The sequence below is a fragment of the Streptomyces sp. NPDC005494 genome (assembly GCF_042872025.1).
GTDB lineage: Bacteria > Actinomycetota > Actinomycetes > Streptomycetales > Streptomycetaceae > Streptomyces.
In genome coordinates this window covers 53,809-68,513 of the sequence record NZ_JBIAJR010000011.1, presented here as the reverse complement: position 1 = coordinate 68,513, position 14,705 = coordinate 53,809, and the positions used below count along the sequence as shown (strand labels likewise).

Here is a 14,705-nt window from a genome sequence, read left to right as displayed (position 1 = left end):
CCGAAGCCCGCCGGGCACGGGTCGGAGCGGGGGCACCGAACGTGCTCTGCGCGCACATCGGCGGCCACACCGTGCCGCAGAGCGAGACCGCCGAGGGTTCGGGGTACGCGTCGCCCAGGGCACGGGTCGCACTCATGCCCATTCCGAGGGGCGCGGGGTGGTCAGTTCGTCGGCTGGGCCGGACCAGTTACTTCGTCGGTCGATCCGGCCTGTCCGCCGCCGAACACCTCCTCGACGAGCCTCTCCATCGCCTTCAGAAACGCCCCGGCCAGGGACATCGAGGCGTCGTCCACATAGTTGAGCGCGGCGGTGAGGGTCTTGCTGCCGTCGGGTGTGCTGTACATCAGCGCCGCGTGGCCCGCGGCGCCGCCGTTGTGAAAGAGGAGGGTGCCGCCCTCGGGTCCCGCGTCCTGCACACGCAGCCCCAGGCCGAAGCCGCTCTCGGGATGCGGCGTGCGCATCTCGGCCAGCAGCCCGGCCGGCAGGAGTTTGCCGCCCGCCAGCGCGGAGATGAACGTGTGGAGGTCCTGGGTGGTGGAGATCATGTCGCCGCCGGCGGAGATCCAGGAAGGGTTCTGGCGGGTGACGTCGACCGTCTTCTGCCGGCCGGCTTCCTCGTACCGGTAGTAGGCGTGGGCATGCGGCTCGGGGATCTCCGGTGAGGTCTCCGGAACCACAGTGCCCGACAGTCCGAGCGGCCCCAGAATCCGCTCCTGCGTCTCCCCTCGGCACACGAACGGCCGGTGACCTTTTCGACCAGCAGCCTGGCCAGCACGTAGTTGGTGTTGGAGTAGCTCCAGCCCGTTCCCGGCTCGAACCGTGCCGGCTTGGACAAGGCCAGCCCTACCAGGTCCTCCGGCGGGTAGGTCTTGAACCGGCTGTCCACCCACTCCTGACCCGAGATGGTGGAGGGGATCCCCGCTACGACCGTCCCGTCCGCGAGGAGCTCGCCGGTGAAGTTGAACACGCCGCTGGTGTGCTGCAACAGCATCCGCACCGTTATCCGCCGGTCAAGGGCGAACTCGGGCAGGTAGTCGGCCGCCGGAGCGTCCAGTTGTATCTTGCCTTCGGCCACCAGTTGCAGCACCAGCGTCGCGGTGAAGGTCTTGGTGTTGCTGCCGATGCGGACGTACCCGTCGACCGGCGGCTTGCCGGCCTCGCCCAGTTCGGCCACCCCGGCACTGCCGACCCACTCGCCCCGCTCATCGTTCACGCGCAGCGACACCCCGGCGAGACCGGAATCGACGATCTCCTGGATGGCCTTCCACAGCTCCGGACGATCCTGTCCGGCAGCGGAGTTCTGTGTGGTGTGGAGGGACTCGCTCATGGTCGTTCCTCAATTTCGCGTCAGTTGGCCCAAGTGGCTACCGGCCCCTTCGAGGCGGCCTCGCGATGAGCGTGCACCCTGACCCAAGGTCAAGGTCAACCTCGCGCGGCCATGGGCTGACCGGCACCGACCTCTGCGCGCTACCCTCGCCCCTGTGATCCCCCGCAACCCGTACTCCGAGACCGGTGCCGCCCACGCTCTGGAGGTGTGCTGAGCCGATGGCGAACGGGCTCACGATCGGTCAGGCAGCGGCGTTCGTCGGCGTCACGATCAGAACGGTGCGCCACTATCACCGGCTCGGCCTGGTCGCCGAACCGGAGCGGGACGGTTCGGGCTACCGGCGTTACGGGTCGGCCGACCTGCTTCGGCTGATCCAGGCCAGGACCCTGGCCGGGGCCGGGGTACCACTGGCCGAGATCGGCGACCTGCTCGACGCCGATCCCGAGCGGTTCGCCGCCGCCCTGGACGACGTCCATCACCGCCTCACCGAACGGATCGAGGACCTGACCGAACGCCGCGACACGCTGCACCGGCTCAACCACAGCGACCGGGCCCTTCTGCCCGACCGTGCCTGTGCGATCTTGGACCGACTCGCCGAACTCGGCTTCAGCTCCGACTACATGGCCGTTCAGCGCGAGGGCCTGGTGCTGGCCCGGGCACTGATTCCGGAGATATTCGACAACTTCCTGACCCACCTCGAACGCTCGCTCGCAGACCCGGAGTTCGTCGAGCTGACCAAGCGAAGCTGGGACGCCAGATCCTGGGATCCCGACGACCCACGGATCGACGGGCTCGCCTCTGCAGTAGCTGCCAACCTGCTGACCAACAGTGCGCTGCAGACGATGCCGGCCGGTTTCCGGAACCAGTCCGACGCCGCCGCCCGGTACGGACTGGTCAACCACCACCGGGAAGACCAGGGGCCCGCCATCGCCCGGTTGAACGCCTTGGTCGAAGCGAACCTGCGGGCGGCGGGTATCCACATCCCGCATCAGTGACGCCCTCGCAGGAGAAGGTCGGGACCGCAGACTGGACATGCGCCTCCGGCGCCGTCGTGCGACGAGGGCGGTGGCGGGCCCTCGAGGACGGCTTCCCCTCCCGGCCGCTGCGACCGGACCGAGGGTGTCCGCGACCGACTACGCCACCCCGCCGCCCGCGGCGTCCTTGACCTGGGCGGCTTCGACTCCGCGTGCAGTCACTGCGGGTCGTCTCCGACACCGGGGAGGCGCTGCTGCCCGCTTGCACGCCCGGCGCGCAGGCCAGGTGGTGTACGCGTAGGCCCGCGCTGAGGGGGAATGGTCGGTGCGTACGGAGGCGTTCGACGGGTTGGCGACGGGGGAGTGGGAGCTCCAGGGCGTGGCGGGATACCGTCCTGCTGCTGTGGTAGCCGCCCGTTCGTCGACCACGGAAACCTGACGGATCACCTTGGCGGCAGCCTGTGGTCCGGGATCGTGTGCCGATGGTGCGCACGGGCGCGTCAGAGGCGAGATCACCAGTCGACGTGCGTGCTGATCCAAGCGGTCAGGCCGTCCTCGTCTTCAGCGGCTGGGAGAGCGGGGCCGCAGGTAAGGGGTGTGAGGGACAGCTGCAGGTGGGTGAGGTAGGCGTAGGGGCCGTTGTCGGCAGCCGGCCCCAGGACCACGGCGTGTGTGGGGGTGCGCCAGATGCGGTGGGTCAGCGGTGGTCCGGTGACAACTGCTGCCGATGACAGCAGCGTCCTCTCCGGACCTGACCCGAGGTGTTCGGTCACGGCTTGCTCCGCCTCGGCGAGAACTGCTTCGCAGTCCTGATCTGTGCACGGCCGGCGGCCGCTCCAGCCGGGCAGTCGCTGCCAGTCGTCCATGATGTCGTACAGCCAGGGGCCGTTGGCCATGTCCTTGTCGTCCGGGTCGACGGGATACAGTTCGCCGAAGACAAGGAAGCGCCGGGCGTCAGGGCGGCCGAACGGGTCATAGCCGTCGGTGCAAAGGATGTGTCCGTATCCGGTCCTGACGGAATCGCAGACCAGCTCGTGTTCCCAGCTCCATCCGCGCCGCTGCATCTCCGCGGCCATCACGTCGTCGGTGTCCGGGGCAGCAACAGCGGGCAGGGCGACGAGCTCGGCGACGACAGCAGCGGTCACCGGCCGGTGTGCGAGCGCATGTACGGATATCGGCATGCAGAGCACTCTAGAAGAGGCTGGATCGAGGAAGGCCTGCGGCGCCCGAAGCCTCGAGGCTCAGGGCAGGATGGTCCGCCGCTCCATCATCTGGCGGAAGAGCACACCGTGGAGGAGCGTCTACGCGAAGTGGTCAGGCCTCAGGGCGAACGCCGCTTGACGCAGCGCCAGGGCCGCGTCGTGCCGCCACCACCTGCCAGCTACCGCGTACTGCCGTCGCCGAGTCCGGCGCTGACTCCGACGTCTGCTTCGGACATGTTCGCTACCCCGGCGAGCAGGCGGGCCTGCAGCAGATTCGGGTTGTGCCCGCGGCGGAGCATGTGGACGGTGGACATCGGCAGCCCCGGCGGCCACAACCGTCTCCCTGACCGGAATGCCGCGCAGGTCCGTGAGGCCGGTGCCTATCCGTCCGACGCACCGCTTCCTGGAGGCGGATCCGCTGGGACGATCCAAGGTTGCCGACTGCTCGCTCCACCACGTACAGCTCATGTCCACCGACACTCCGACGGCACAGCTGGGTTGGAACGGGCTTATCTTCTCGGGTATGGATCTTCAGGGAGAATTTCGTCGGGCAGCGCTTGAGTCGGGCATCCCGGGCGACGAGATCAGCAGATTCGGCGAGCACCTTCGCCTGTCGATCGGATTGTCCGTGGGCGGTGGTTTTCCGGTCGGGCAGCTCGGTGGGCTGCCCCGGCTGCCGGTGGGCATGAACTGGCCCTCCGCGGAGGACATTCCGTTGCCGTTGCTTCTTTCCGTCGATTGTGGGGCGCTGCCGAAAGTCGACGGCTTCGACCTGCCGGCGGACGGGACGCTGCTCTTCTTCGTGAACCAGGAAATGGATCACGAGGACACGACCGGAAGGTACGCGCGAGTCGTGTACGTACCGGACGGCACCGAAACCGCAGTCGCGGAGGCCCCCAGCTCCACGTGCGTCCGCGAGCACTTCGACGTCAGCGCCGAACTCAGAGCCGAACTGCCCCTCTGGCTCCAGGAGGGCGACGACGAGGACTGGCACGAGTTCTGGGAGGACCTCGATCGGGAGGACATGTCGCCCTTCCAGCAGCAGCTCGCCCGGTACATGGAGCGTGACCTGCCGCATCTGGAGGAACTCCGGGCGCTGGCACACGACTTCTGGCCGTCCGGCGCAGGCGTTGTCAGCGCAGTCATCGGCGGATATGCCGATGATGAGGTGATCAACAGCATTGCGGAGCAGACCCTCGCGGGACGCGAGAAGGCAGGCGAGATCCCAGCCATCCCGATCTCGAAATGGTATTCCCACCTGGAGGAGGAGAAGCACCGGCTGACGAGCGAATGGATATCGCTCGCCAGTGAAGCCCGGGTGTACGAGGAGTACTACACGAGTTTCGTGATCTGCCGAGACGACTTGGCCGCCGCTCGGGTGGTCAAGGCACTGGCCGTGACCAACTTCGAGGCCCCGTGATCAATTCGACGCACCTCGAGCGCTCTCCCGTAACCACTGGTTTCAGCTGAGATCGTGTTCCGGTAGCTGGTGTGATCATGGCGCCGGAATTCCTGGACAGCCCCGTTCAGCGGGCTGCAGCCCATTGCCGAGCCCGGAAGCTCCAGCGTCTCCCAGACGCGAGCCACCAGCTCCGACGTACCCGCGAACGCCGCTGTCGCAGGCCGTGCGCTGTCATGCCGTGGTTCCGGGCGGCTCGGGGTGGGCTCGCGCGCGTGGCAGGACGCGGTCCGGGCGTATGTGTCCCAGCACCTGTGCCGGGAGATCTTGGAGAGGGAAGGCCAGGCGCGGTGGGGCATTCCGCCCCACCGCGGGCGCGTCAACCGTTGCTCGCTTTCGAGGGCGGATGCGATCGCGTCCTCTCCCGTCGCCGGGGGCGGCGGGCCGGTCAGAACGGCATGTGGCCGCGGGCCCGGCGGCCGGCGGATCCGCTGCTGCCAACGGCCTTGGAGCTGCTTCGGAACGGCTTGCTGAAGAGACGGCCCAGCGGCCCTGGGGCCTTGCTACCGGCGCGCGAACCCGCCCCGAGGGTTCGCTGGGTGCCTCGTTCGGGATGGCGAGAGAGCCGAGGCACGAAGAATGCGAGTACGGCCAAAACTACACAGACAGCGATGATGCCAACAATCACCATGAATGACTCCTAGGTTGAGGTGTCATGCCGTGTGCCCTCGTGGTCCACCGGTATGCGCCGATGCAGTCACGTGGTGGGTATCAGGTGGTGAGGCTGCCTGCCCGCCTCGCTGTCCTGGCGGCTCCGTACGGCTGCTGGGCCCGATGGCGGCGAGTAGTGGGGCGTGGGCGAAGAACTCCTTGCGTCACCGGCCGGGCGGAGCGCGGCGGCGACGCGGGGCCTGTGCAACGCGGGCGCCGCGCCTGGCCGCGGTCGCCTCCGTCTCACCACTGGGGGATGACCGGTGTGTCCGGTCCGTGCTGCCGCCAGGCTTCGGTGAGGCGGAAGAGGCGGGCGGGGGCGGCGATTCCGCGCACGGTCGCGATCTTGCCGCCTGTGATGTCGAACGTCACGGCGCCGACAACCTTGCCGTCGGGCACGAAGAGGATGGCGGGGGCGCCGTTGACGAGCGCGTAGTGGACAGCAGAGATTCCTCCGGCAAGTCGCTGCTTTGCGGGTGTGGATTTGAAGCCGGCCCGTGCGATGGCTGCGATGCGCTGCGGAGTGTCGTACCGCAGCAGTTTCTCGGTCAGGCCGGCACCGTCGGAGATCGCGGTCGCGTCGTCGGTGAGCAGCGCCACCAGGCGTTCGGTGCGGCCCGAGGTGGCAGCGGCGAGGAATTCCTCGACGATCCTGCGGGCGGATGCCGGGTCGACTTCGCCGGCGCCGCGGCGCGCGGCGGTGATGCGTTGCCGGGCCCGGTGGAGGTGCTGCTGGCTTGCGGAATCGGTGATGTCGAGGATCTCGGCGATCTCGGCATGGCTGTGTGAGAACGCTTCGCGCAGGACGTAGACGGCCCGCTCCAGCGGTGACAGGCGCTCCATAAGTGTCAGCACGGCCAGGGAGACCGATTCACGCTGCTCGAAAGTGTCGGCCGGGCCGAGCATCGGGTCGCCGTCGAGGAGCGGTTCGGGCAGCCAGGCACCGACGGCGCGTTCGCGGCGGGCCTGCGCGGAGCGGAGCCGGTCGAGGCACAGGTTGGTGACGACCTTGGTCAGCCATGCCTCCGGCACCTTGATCCGCTGCCGGTCGGCAGTGTGCCAGTGCAAGAACGCGTCCTGCACGGTGTCTTCCGAGTCGGCGGCGGAGCCAAGCATCCGGTACGCCAGCGAAGCCAGCCGGTTCCGGCTGGCTTCGAACCGACTGGTGTCGAAGCGATGATCGGCGGTGCTGTCCACGCGGAACCACCTAACTGGACGGCTGAGCTACCACGTTCTCGGCGGATTCGGAGCAGCACACTGATGAGTGTGGTGAGCAGGACGGCTGTCCTGGCCACCGTCGGCCAGGACGACGGCAGTGTGTCGGCCCCATGTGGGGCCGGAGTACCCATGCGCCCTCCTCGGACGGAGAGAGGTTTTCACCTGGTGCCGGGGCTGGTTGCACACACCGTGGGTCAGCGGTGGCTCCGCCCGGTTGCTGGTCCGGCCTCGCAGGTGGGCGGCCGGTATCCGGCCCGGTACCGGGGTGCTCAGGCGTGCACAGGACGGGGCGAGGGTGATCCGCCCCCGACCCTCGAAGCGACAGGTGTCGAAGCGTCGTGGCAGTGCTTGCCCACGGCTGCGGCTACGAGGCCGCTCTCTCTGCGGACACATCCGGTACGGCGACCAGGTGGCTCTTGCGCTTGGGGAGGCCGAAAGTCGGGTGCGAGGTGGTCCACAGCGACATCTTCAGGATGCCCGCCTTGATCCACGCGGCTTTCCTGCCGCCCACGTACTGCGGCTTCGCCTGTGCTTCGCCGTCGACCATCTGCAGGATCCCGTCCCGCCGCCCGAGGCTGATGTGGTTGCCGTGGTAGTCCAGCTTGGCGTTAGGGATCGTGCGCCCGGTCAGGCGTGCCACGATCGCCGCCGTGGCCTGCATGCCGGTATAGCCGGCCGAAGCGCAGGACATCGGCAGCGGCCGGCCGTTGTCGCCGATGGCATAGGCGCTGTCGCCCACGGCGTAGACGTTCGGGTGCGAGACCGACCGCATGGTGCGATCGACGACGATCCGACCGCTGTCGATGACCTCCAGCCCGCCGACGGCGGCGATGGTTTCGACCGCGAACCCGGCCGTCCACACGGTCGCGTCGGACGCCAGGACGGTGCCGTCGGCGCACCGCACTCGCGCCGCTTCGACGCCTTCGACGCTGGTGTGCTCCAGGACAGTGATGCCCAGCCGGTCACAGGCCTGGCGCAGATGGCTGCGGGCTCCCAGGGACAGTGGGGCGCCCAGTTCGTCGCGAGCAACCAGCGTCACCGACAGGCTGGGCCGGGATTCGGCGATCTCGGTGGCGGTCTCGATGCCGGTCAGCCCGTCGCCGACGACCAGTACCCTCGCGCCTGCGCCCAGGCTGTCCAGGCACTCGCGCAGGCGCAGCGCCGCCGGACGGCTGGTGACATGGAAGGAGTGTTCGGCCACGCCGGGGACGCCGTGGTCGGCGACGCGGCTGCCGAGCGCGTAGAGGAGGGTGTCGTATCCGAGCTCGCCGCTTCCGCCGTCGGCGTCAGCCACGGCGACGACCTGCCGCTCGGGGTAGAGGGCGGTGACACGGGCCAGGCGCAGCCGTATCCCCGTGCCCGCGAAGACGTCGGCGAGCCGCGGAGCCTCGATCTCCTGGCCGGCCGCGAGCTGGTGTAACCGCAGCCGCTGGACGAAATCCGGCTCACCGTTGACCACGGTGATCTCGGTGCCTGCCGGGGACAGCCGACGGGCCAGGGTCCCGGCTGCGTAGGCCCCGGCATAGCCGGCGCCGAGAACGACGATGCGGTGCTTCATGTGTTGCTCCTGTCGGTTGACCGGCTCCCTGTCGGTGACCTGAACGGGACAGCGGCCTGATTCCTGACAGGAATCAGGTGTGATGTGGATCACGGCAAGGTGGAACCGTTGCTACCCGATGCCCGCCATGCCGAGGCGACGCGGACAGGAATCCGCGGGCGTGTGATGGACACGGGTCACCGAACCTGCGACGCGGCGACCACTGCTCCGCATCTGTATCTGACCTTGCCGGGCCGGCTCGGGTGTCGTACACCTGGTCGATTGAGCCGGGAACTCCTCTGACGTGCCTCCGTTTCTGACCGGTCGACGGCGCGAGCAGACGTGCGGCGGCGAGGCATCGCGGCAACTGGTCCCAGGTCGCGCCCGGCGTCCATGTCCAGGCGGAAGGCGCTGTACAGATTGCCGTTGGGCCAGAACAGGGCGGTCAAGCCGCGCCGGTCCTCTCGGTGAGCATCCTCGCCCAAGCCGTTTCGGCGAGGACCTGCCGCAGCAACAGCGTGTTGACGTGCTCTGCAGCAGGGGCCTTACCGCCTCGGCGGTCGGCGACGGCTCGATGAGCCTGACCGTGGCCTATGGCCCAGGAGACGAAGAAGTGGGTGTTGCCGCCTTCCGCCGCGCGCACGACCTGGGCGTCACCTTCTTCGGCGTCGCCGAGGTCCTCTTCACCGGCATCCGGGTGCGCACCGGCCTGTCTGTCCGTGCGACCGCAGCCTGGTCACCGTGAGCGTGCCGACGTCCCTGTCCCGCTCCGAGCGACTCGGCTACCGGTCAGGCGCGCAGGCGGGAGCCTCGAGTTCGTCGCGTCGGGGCCCGGTAGGGGCAGGTTGAGGATCTTGGTGTCCGAAGGCGGGGTGAGTCGTTCTTGCTGCAGTGGCGGTCACCCGGGCCGTTCTTCGTAGAGGGATTCCTGCTGATGACCGCACCTGTCCGCGTCGTCTTCCGTTCCGCTTCGCGTGCGGCGCCCACTTTCGGTGAGGGCCTGCGGGTGGCCCTCTATCAGGGGCAGGGCGCTGTCGGCAGCCGGCAGGCAGTGGAGTGCAACATGGAGCGGCTGGTGGAGGTGAGCGCGCTGGCGGCGGAGTACGGCTGCCAGGTGGTGGTGTTCCCGGAGAAGTACACCACCGGCTACGCCATCGACCCCGGGCAGTGCCGCGAGCTGGCCGAGCACCGTGAGGGCCCTTCGGTCGACCGCGCCCGACTGGCAGCCAAGGAGAACGGCCTGGCTGTGGTTCTGCCGTATCCGGAACGCGACGGAGCCGAGTTCTACGACTCGATCAGCGTGATCGCGGCCGACGGGCTGGTGACGGCGAACTACCGCAAGACCCACCTGTACGGGGCCGCCGAGCGGCGCAACTACTCCTTCGGGCAGGACCTGCCTCCCGTGGTCAGTCTCAACGGCATCGCGGTGAGCGTGCTCAACTGCTACGAGTGCGAGTTCCCGCCGCTGTACCAGTACCTGGCCGAACGCGGAGCCCAGGTCGTGATCGGGCCCACCGCCGCCGACGCGCACTTCCGCCTGGCCGACGGGACCATGAGCCAGGTCCCCTACCAGGACGCCACCCGCCACATCATCCCCGCCATGGCCAGCATCTGGCGCCTGTTCATCGCCTACGCCAACCGTCGCGGCTGGGAACAGGTCTCCGCCGGCGCATGGCAGTACCAAGGCAACTCCGGCATCTGGGCCCCCGACGGTGAACCCCTGATCGCCGCCACCGCCGAAGACCGCCATCACGACTGCCTGCTCATCGCCGACTGTCTCCCAGCAACCGTCCCGCCCTTCAGCCCAGAAGGTCACCACCCCACCGACAACCGCCTCACCCTCAACCACACCCTCAAGCCCGCGAGCTGACAGCGCCCGCCCGGCTCCGTTCACGCGACGGCCCCTGGCCCACTTCCTCGGCCTGGGCCTGGCCACGAGCGTGTTCGTACGCTCCTGAACGGCGGTGACATCGACGCCGCGGCCGCCCAGCTCCGGGCTTGTACGTATGCGATGTCCATGTTGATCAGTTCGTAGGGTGTGCCGGCACCCAGGGAACTCGTGGAGTTCCGCCCCGACGGCGGCCACAGCGCCGCTGCGGGAGCACACGGACTGCTCGTATGCGATGAATGCGGCCTCGAAGCCGCAAGGGTGTGCGGCGGTGGCCTCGGCCAGCCCGGCCGCAGTCATGCATGGTCAGGTCGGCCCTCTCGCCGTTGGGGGCCGAGAGATGGTCGGCACCGCCGATCAGAGTCACGCCCGCCACCCGTCTGTTGTGTCCGGCGCCCGCTATGAGGATCACGGGTGCAGGTTCGGCAGCCGGTCGGTGGCGTCGGCGGGCGTCCGGCGGAAGGGGCTCGGTGTGCCGACGGCCCCCGCGCCTCGGCGGAAGCCCCTACACCTCCAAATCGTCCGCTGCGCCGCCCGCCTCGGCCGGGGCTTCCGGCAGCGCCGGGTCGTCGCTGTCGGCGACGGGGGAGACGGGCGGTTTCGCGCTTCGGGCTGCCGGTCCGGGCGGCGGCGGTCCGCCGGAGAGCGGCCGATCCCCACGTCGACGTGGGGAGGGTGATCCGGTAGGCGCGCGCGGAAGCCGCGGGGTTCGAAGTCCCTCCTCACACTCCTTGGAATATACCCCCGGGGGTACTGGTGTTACGGTGGAAGCAGATACCCCCCGGGGTAATTTCCATTCGTAAGGAGTACCGGCGTGTTCTTCGTTGACACCATCGAGCTGGAAGGTCTCGGCAACCGCAGCTACCTGGCCGGCGGTGAAGGCACCGCAGTGGCGGTGGACCCACCGCGCGACATCGACCAGGTTCTGGCGGCAGCAGCCCGGCGCGGTGTGCGGATCTCCCATGTGGTGGAGACCCACGTCCACAACGACTACATCACCGGCGGACTCGACCTCGCCCGGATCACCGGCGCCCAGTACCTCGTGCCGGCGGGCGCGAATGTCACCTTCGCCCGGGTCCCTGTGGCAGACGGCGACACCGTGGAGGTCGACGCCGGCAGTGGGGTGACGCTGACGGCGATCGCGACGCCGGGACACACACCGCACCACACCTCCTACGCGCTGCACGAGTCGGGACGTGCGGTGGTCGTCTTCACGGGCGGGTCGCTGCTGATCGGCACGGTGGGACGGCCGGACCTGGTCGAGCCGCGGCTGACCGAGCAGCTGGCCCGGGCCCAGCACGCCTCCGCCCACCGCCTGGTCTCCGCTCTTCCCGACGAGACGGCGGTGCTGCCAACCCACGGCTTCGGCAGCTTCTGCTCCTCGGCCCAGTCCGAGGGGGAGGAGACCACGATCGGCAAGGAGAAGAGTGCCAACACCGCGCTCACCGTCGACGTGGACACCTTCGTCGCGGACCTGCTGGCCGGGCTGGAAGACGTGCCCGCCTACTACGCGCACATGGGCCCGGCCAACGCCGCGGGCCCCGCACCGCTCGACCTGACCCCTACCGCCCGCGCGGACGCCGATGAGATCGCCGCCCGCCTCGCGGCCGGCGAGTGGGTCGTCGACCTGCGCAACCGCATCGCGTTCGCCCAAGGACATGTCGCGGGATCGTTCAACTTCGAGGCCGATGGCAAGCTCGCCACCTACCTCGCCTGGATGATCCCTTGGGGCAAGCCGGTCACCCTGCTCGCCGAATCGGCGGAGCAGCTGGCCGGCGCCCAGCGCGAACTGGTTCGGGTGGGCATCGACCGCCCGGCCGCCGCCGCCACCGGTACCCCCGCCGACTGGCTGCCCGCCGGCCGGACTCCGGCATCCTTCCCGCGCTCGACCTTCGCCGGGCTGGCCGCACACGGCCGCGACGGGGTGGTGGTCCTGGACGTGCGCCGTGACTCCGAGCGCGTGAACGGGTGGATCGAAGGCTCGGTGCACATCCCCGTCCACGAGCTCCACGGCCGCCTCGCGGAGGTGCCGCCGGGGCCGGTGTGGGTGCACTGCGCCGGCGGCATGCGCGCCGCGATCGCCGCCTCCCTGCTGGACGCCGTCGGCCGCGACGTCGTCGCCGTCGACGACGGCTTCGACGCCGCCACCGACGCCGGTCTGCCCCTGATCACCGGCTGACAACCCGCCCACCGCACGAGAAGGAGTGGAGAGCCAGATGTTCCTCTTCCGCCGAAGCCGGCCCCGCGTCAGCGTGGACCAGGCCTTCAGCCGCACCAGCGGCGCCATGCCGGACGCCATCCTGCTCGACGTCCGGGAGAAGCCCGAGTGGAACGCGGGCCACGCCCCCGGTGCCGTCCACGTACCCCTGTCGAAGCTGATGGCCGGCGGAGGCCTGCCGGCCGATGCCTCCGACCGGCCGCTGGTGGTGATCTGCCGCAGCGGTCATCGCTCCCAGCAGGCCGCGAAACTCCTCGCCCAGCGCGGAGCGCAGGCCGTCGACGTCAAGGGCGGCATGAACGCGTGGGCCGCCGCCGGACACCCGGTCCTCGACGAGCGTGGGAACAGCGGCCAGATAGCGTGAGTGCCCTCGTTCTCGCCCTCATCGCCGGGGCCGTCGTCGGTCTCGCCCTCGGGGCGCTGGGCGGCGGCGGCAGCGTCCTGGCCGTGCCCGCCCTGATCTACCTGCTCGGCTTCAGCCCCTCCGCGGCCACCACCGCCAGCCTGATCATCGTGGCCGCCACCTCCGCCACCGCCCTGTACGCCCACGCCCGGGACGGCCAGGTCGCCTGGAGAGCCGGATCACTGTTCGCCGCCGCCGGCATCATCCCCGCCTACTTCGCGGGAGCAGCCGCCGGACGTGTACCCGAAGCAGCCCTCACCATCGCGTTCTCTGTCATAGCCGCGTTGGCGGCCGTACGGATGTTCCGCCCGTCCTCATCGCGGCCGGCGGAGCGGATACGACCCGGCCAGGCGGCCGGGGCAGGCGCCGGACTCGGCGCGGTAACCGGATTCCTCGGTGTCGGCGGCGGATTTCTCGCCGTCCCGGCCCTGGTGAGCGTGCTCGGCCTGACCATGCGGCGGGCGGTGGGCACCAGCCTGCTCGTCATCACCGTCAACTCACTCGCCGGCCTGATCGCCCGCACCGGCAACAGCGGCGGCCTCGACTGGACGCTGATCGGGCCGTTCACGGGAGCGGCTATCCTCGGCGCCTGGGACGGCAAACGCCTGAGCGCCAAGGTCTCCGGCAACAGCCTGCAAAGAGCCTTTGCCGGTGTGCTCCTGGCGGTGGCTGTGTTCATGGTGATCGACGTGATCCTATGAACATGCCGGCCGCAGGGTCCCGACTCAGGCCAGGGACAGGAACAGCTTCTCCAGCCGGGCCCGCATCTGATCCCGGTCACCGGCCTCCTGACCGCCCTCCGCCATGCAGTGCTGCAGCCCGGTCGCGATGATCGCGAACCCGGCCCGGTCCAGCGCACGGGAGACGGCGGCGAGCTGTGTGATCACGTCCTCGCAGTCCCGGCCCTCCTCGATCATCTTGATGATCCCCGCGATCTGGCCCTGAGCCCGCCGCAGCCGATTGAGGACCGACTTCAGCTCGTCGGCCGCCATCTCCAGCTCCACCATCCACCTCCATAGATACCCCTAGGGGTATTATACGGGAAGCTGTACCCGCTCCCGGAACAGCACGGAAGGACCGCCCCCGCATGACCACCCCCACCGCACTCATCCCCGCCCAGGCAGCCGCCCGCCTCGACGACTACACCGTCATCGACGTGCGCACCCCCGGCGAGTACGCCTCCGGCCACCTTCCCGGCGCCCACAACATCCCCCTCGACCACCTCCACACCGCCCTGCCCGCCCTCAAGGCGGCCGCCTCTCGGGGGACCCTTCTCATGGTCTGCGCCTCCGGCAACCGCTCCGCCACCGCCTGCACCGAACTCGCCGCAGCCGGCATTCCCGCCACTACCCTCGCCGGCGGCACCACCGCCTGGGCGGGCGAAGGCCACACCCTCCTCCGCCCCGAAAACGCCCCGGCCGTCTGGCCCATGGAACGCCAAGTCCGCCTTGCCGCAGGATCCCTCGTCGCCCTCGGCCTTGCCGCCGGCACCCGCTGGCGCCCCGCCCGCTGGCTGTCCGCAGCCATCGGCACCGGTCTCGTCTTCTCAGCCGCCACCAACACCTGCGGCATGGCCGCCGTTCTCGCCAAACTTCCCCACAACCAGCCCCGCACCACCGACCTCCTCGCCACCCTGCGCGTCCTGCAGGACTGACCGACCACAGGCTCCAGGTCAGGAACGGGTGGCCCACGGCCCCAGCGGAGTCGGGAAGGCGACCACCCTCCAGGCCCTGCGTGACGAACAGACTGCCCGGGGCATTTCCGTACACCGGACCGTGGAGCCCGAGCCGCGCGCGGGCCCCGCAACCGGTTCCACCATGATCCGGCC

General features: G+C 69.5%; 14 protein-coding genes and 1 pseudogene. 8 read left to right on the top strand and 7 right to left on the bottom strand.

The window, feature by feature from the left end; translation table 11 throughout:
* Positions 1–161: 161 nt before the first annotated feature.
* A pseudogene (locus ACFYQ6_RS28480) lies at positions 162–1,327 on the bottom strand (serine hydrolase domain-containing protein).
* A 218-nt stretch (positions 1,328–1,545) separates the two neighbouring features.
* Between ACFYQ6_RS28480 and ACFYQ6_RS28475 the strand changes: the two are divergent.
* Entirely contained in the window at positions 1,546–2,322 is a 777-nt protein-coding gene (locus tag ACFYQ6_RS28475; RefSeq protein WP_388765647.1) for a MerR family transcriptional regulator, read from the top strand.
* A 491-nt stretch (positions 2,323–2,813) separates the two neighbouring features.
* On the opposite strand, the gene ACFYQ6_RS28470 is transcribed toward ACFYQ6_RS28475, so the two are convergent.
* A complete protein-coding gene (locus ACFYQ6_RS28470) occupies positions 2,814–3,482 on the bottom strand; it encodes a hypothetical protein (protein WP_388765644.1) in 669 nt (222 codons plus the stop codon).
* A gap of 200 nt (positions 3,483–3,682) precedes the next feature.
* Positions 3,683–3,817: a hypothetical protein gene (locus tag ACFYQ6_RS28465; RefSeq protein WP_388765642.1), complete on the bottom strand. Its 135-nt coding sequence runs from the start codon at positions 3,815–3,817 to the stop codon at positions 3,683–3,685.
* Positions 3,818–3,969: 152 nt separating this feature from the next.
* On the opposite strand from ACFYQ6_RS28465, the gene ACFYQ6_RS28460 reads away from it, so the two are divergent.
* Positions 3,970–4,923 carry a DUF1963 domain-containing protein gene (locus ACFYQ6_RS28460; protein ID WP_388765640.1) on the top strand — a complete coding sequence of 318 codons (954 nt, stop codon included), beginning with the start codon at positions 3,970–3,972 and terminating at the stop codon, positions 4,921–4,923.
* A 427-nt stretch (positions 4,924–5,350) separates the two neighbouring features.
* On the opposite strand, the gene ACFYQ6_RS28455 is transcribed toward ACFYQ6_RS28460, so the two are convergent.
* The 3 genes from ACFYQ6_RS28455 to ACFYQ6_RS28445 form a co-directional block, all read right to left on the bottom strand.
* Positions 5,351–5,593: a DUF6411 family protein gene (locus ACFYQ6_RS28455; RefSeq protein ID WP_361581643.1), complete on the bottom strand. Its 243-nt coding sequence runs from the start codon at positions 5,591–5,593 to the stop codon at positions 5,351–5,353.
* Between the two features lie 263 nt (positions 5,594–5,856).
* Positions 5,857–6,810, bottom strand: coding sequence for a sigma-70 family RNA polymerase sigma factor (locus ACFYQ6_RS28450; protein WP_361581640.1), 954 nt, complete (start codon positions 6,808–6,810; stop codon positions 5,857–5,859).
* Positions 6,811–7,195: 385 nt separating this feature from the next.
* Positions 7,196–8,389, bottom strand: coding sequence for an NAD(P)/FAD-dependent oxidoreductase (locus tag ACFYQ6_RS28445; protein ID WP_388765638.1), 1,194 nt, complete (start codon positions 8,387–8,389; stop codon positions 7,196–7,198).
* Positions 8,390–8,894: 505 nt separating this feature from the next.
* Here ACFYQ6_RS28445 and ACFYQ6_RS28440 point away from each other — a divergent pair.
* The 5 genes from ACFYQ6_RS28440 to ACFYQ6_RS28420 all read left to right on the top strand — a co-directional run bounded on the left by ACFYQ6_RS28440 (position 8,895) and on the right by ACFYQ6_RS28420 (position 13,578).
* Positions 8,895–9,113: a hypothetical protein gene (locus ACFYQ6_RS28440; protein ID WP_388765635.1), complete on the top strand. Its 219-nt coding sequence runs from the start codon at positions 8,895–8,897 to the stop codon at positions 9,111–9,113.
* A gap of 189 nt (positions 9,114–9,302) precedes the next feature.
* Positions 9,303–10,238, top strand: coding sequence for a nitrilase-related carbon-nitrogen hydrolase (locus ACFYQ6_RS28435; protein ID WP_388765633.1), 936 nt, complete (start codon positions 9,303–9,305; stop codon positions 10,236–10,238).
* A gap of 832 nt (positions 10,239–11,070) precedes the next feature.
* Entirely contained in the window at positions 11,071–12,435 is a 1,365-nt protein-coding gene (locus ACFYQ6_RS28430) for a rhodanese-like domain-containing protein (protein WP_388765631.1), read from the top strand.
* Between the two features lie 37 nt (positions 12,436–12,472).
* Positions 12,473–12,838, top strand: a complete 366-nt coding sequence (locus ACFYQ6_RS28425; protein ID WP_361581629.1) for a rhodanese-like domain-containing protein — start codon at positions 12,473–12,475, stop codon at positions 12,836–12,838.
* Positions 12,835–13,578, top strand: a complete 744-nt coding sequence (locus tag ACFYQ6_RS28420; RefSeq protein ID WP_361581626.1) for a sulfite exporter TauE/SafE family protein — start codon at positions 12,835–12,837, stop codon at positions 13,576–13,578. The genes ACFYQ6_RS28425 and ACFYQ6_RS28420 overlap by 4 nt, the downstream gene beginning before the upstream one ends.
* 24 nt (positions 13,579–13,602) lie before the next feature.
* Here the strand turns inward: ACFYQ6_RS28420 and ACFYQ6_RS28415 are convergent, their stop codons facing one another.
* Entirely contained in the window at positions 13,603–13,881 is a 279-nt protein-coding gene (locus ACFYQ6_RS28415; protein ID WP_056792769.1) for a metal-sensitive transcriptional regulator, read from the bottom strand.
* Positions 13,882–13,964: 83 nt separating this feature from the next.
* Between ACFYQ6_RS28415 and ACFYQ6_RS28410 the strand changes: the two genes are divergently transcribed.
* Positions 13,965–14,531 carry a rhodanese-like domain-containing protein gene (locus ACFYQ6_RS28410; protein ID WP_388765629.1) on the top strand — a complete coding sequence of 189 codons (567 nt, stop codon included), beginning with the start codon at positions 13,965–13,967 and terminating at the stop codon, positions 14,529–14,531.
* The last annotated feature ends 174 nt before the right edge of the window (positions 14,532–14,705 follow it).

Coding starts and splice junctions, on each gene's coding strand:
- ACFYQ6_RS28475 (WP_388765647.1), top strand. CDS start 1,546: ATGGCGAACGGGCTCACGATCGGTCAGGCAGCGGCGTTCGTCGGCGTC.
- ACFYQ6_RS28470 (WP_388765644.1), bottom strand. CDS start 3,482: ATGCCGATATCCGTACATGCGCTCGCACACCGGCCGGTGACCGCTGCT.
- ACFYQ6_RS28465 (WP_388765642.1), bottom strand. CDS start 3,817: ATGTCCACCGTCCACATGCTCCGCCGCGGGCACAACCCGAATCTGCTG.
- ACFYQ6_RS28460 (WP_388765640.1), top strand. CDS start 3,970: ATGTCCACCGACACTCCGACGGCACAGCTGGGTTGGAACGGGCTTATC.
- ACFYQ6_RS28455 (WP_361581643.1), bottom strand. CDS start 5,593: ATGGTGATTGTTGGCATCATCGCTGTCTGTGTAGTTTTGGCCGTACTC.
- ACFYQ6_RS28445 (WP_388765638.1), bottom strand. CDS start 8,389: ATGAAGCACCGCATCGTCGTTCTCGGCGCCGGCTATGCCGGGGCCTAC.
- ACFYQ6_RS28435 (WP_388765633.1), top strand. CDS start 9,303: ATGACCGCACCTGTCCGCGTCGTCTTCCGTTCCGCTTCGCGTGCGGCG.
- ACFYQ6_RS28425 (WP_361581629.1), top strand. CDS start 12,473: ATGTTCCTCTTCCGCCGAAGCCGGCCCCGCGTCAGCGTGGACCAGGCC.
- ACFYQ6_RS28410 (WP_388765629.1), top strand. CDS start 13,965: ATGACCACCCCCACCGCACTCATCCCCGCCCAGGCAGCCGCCCGCCTC.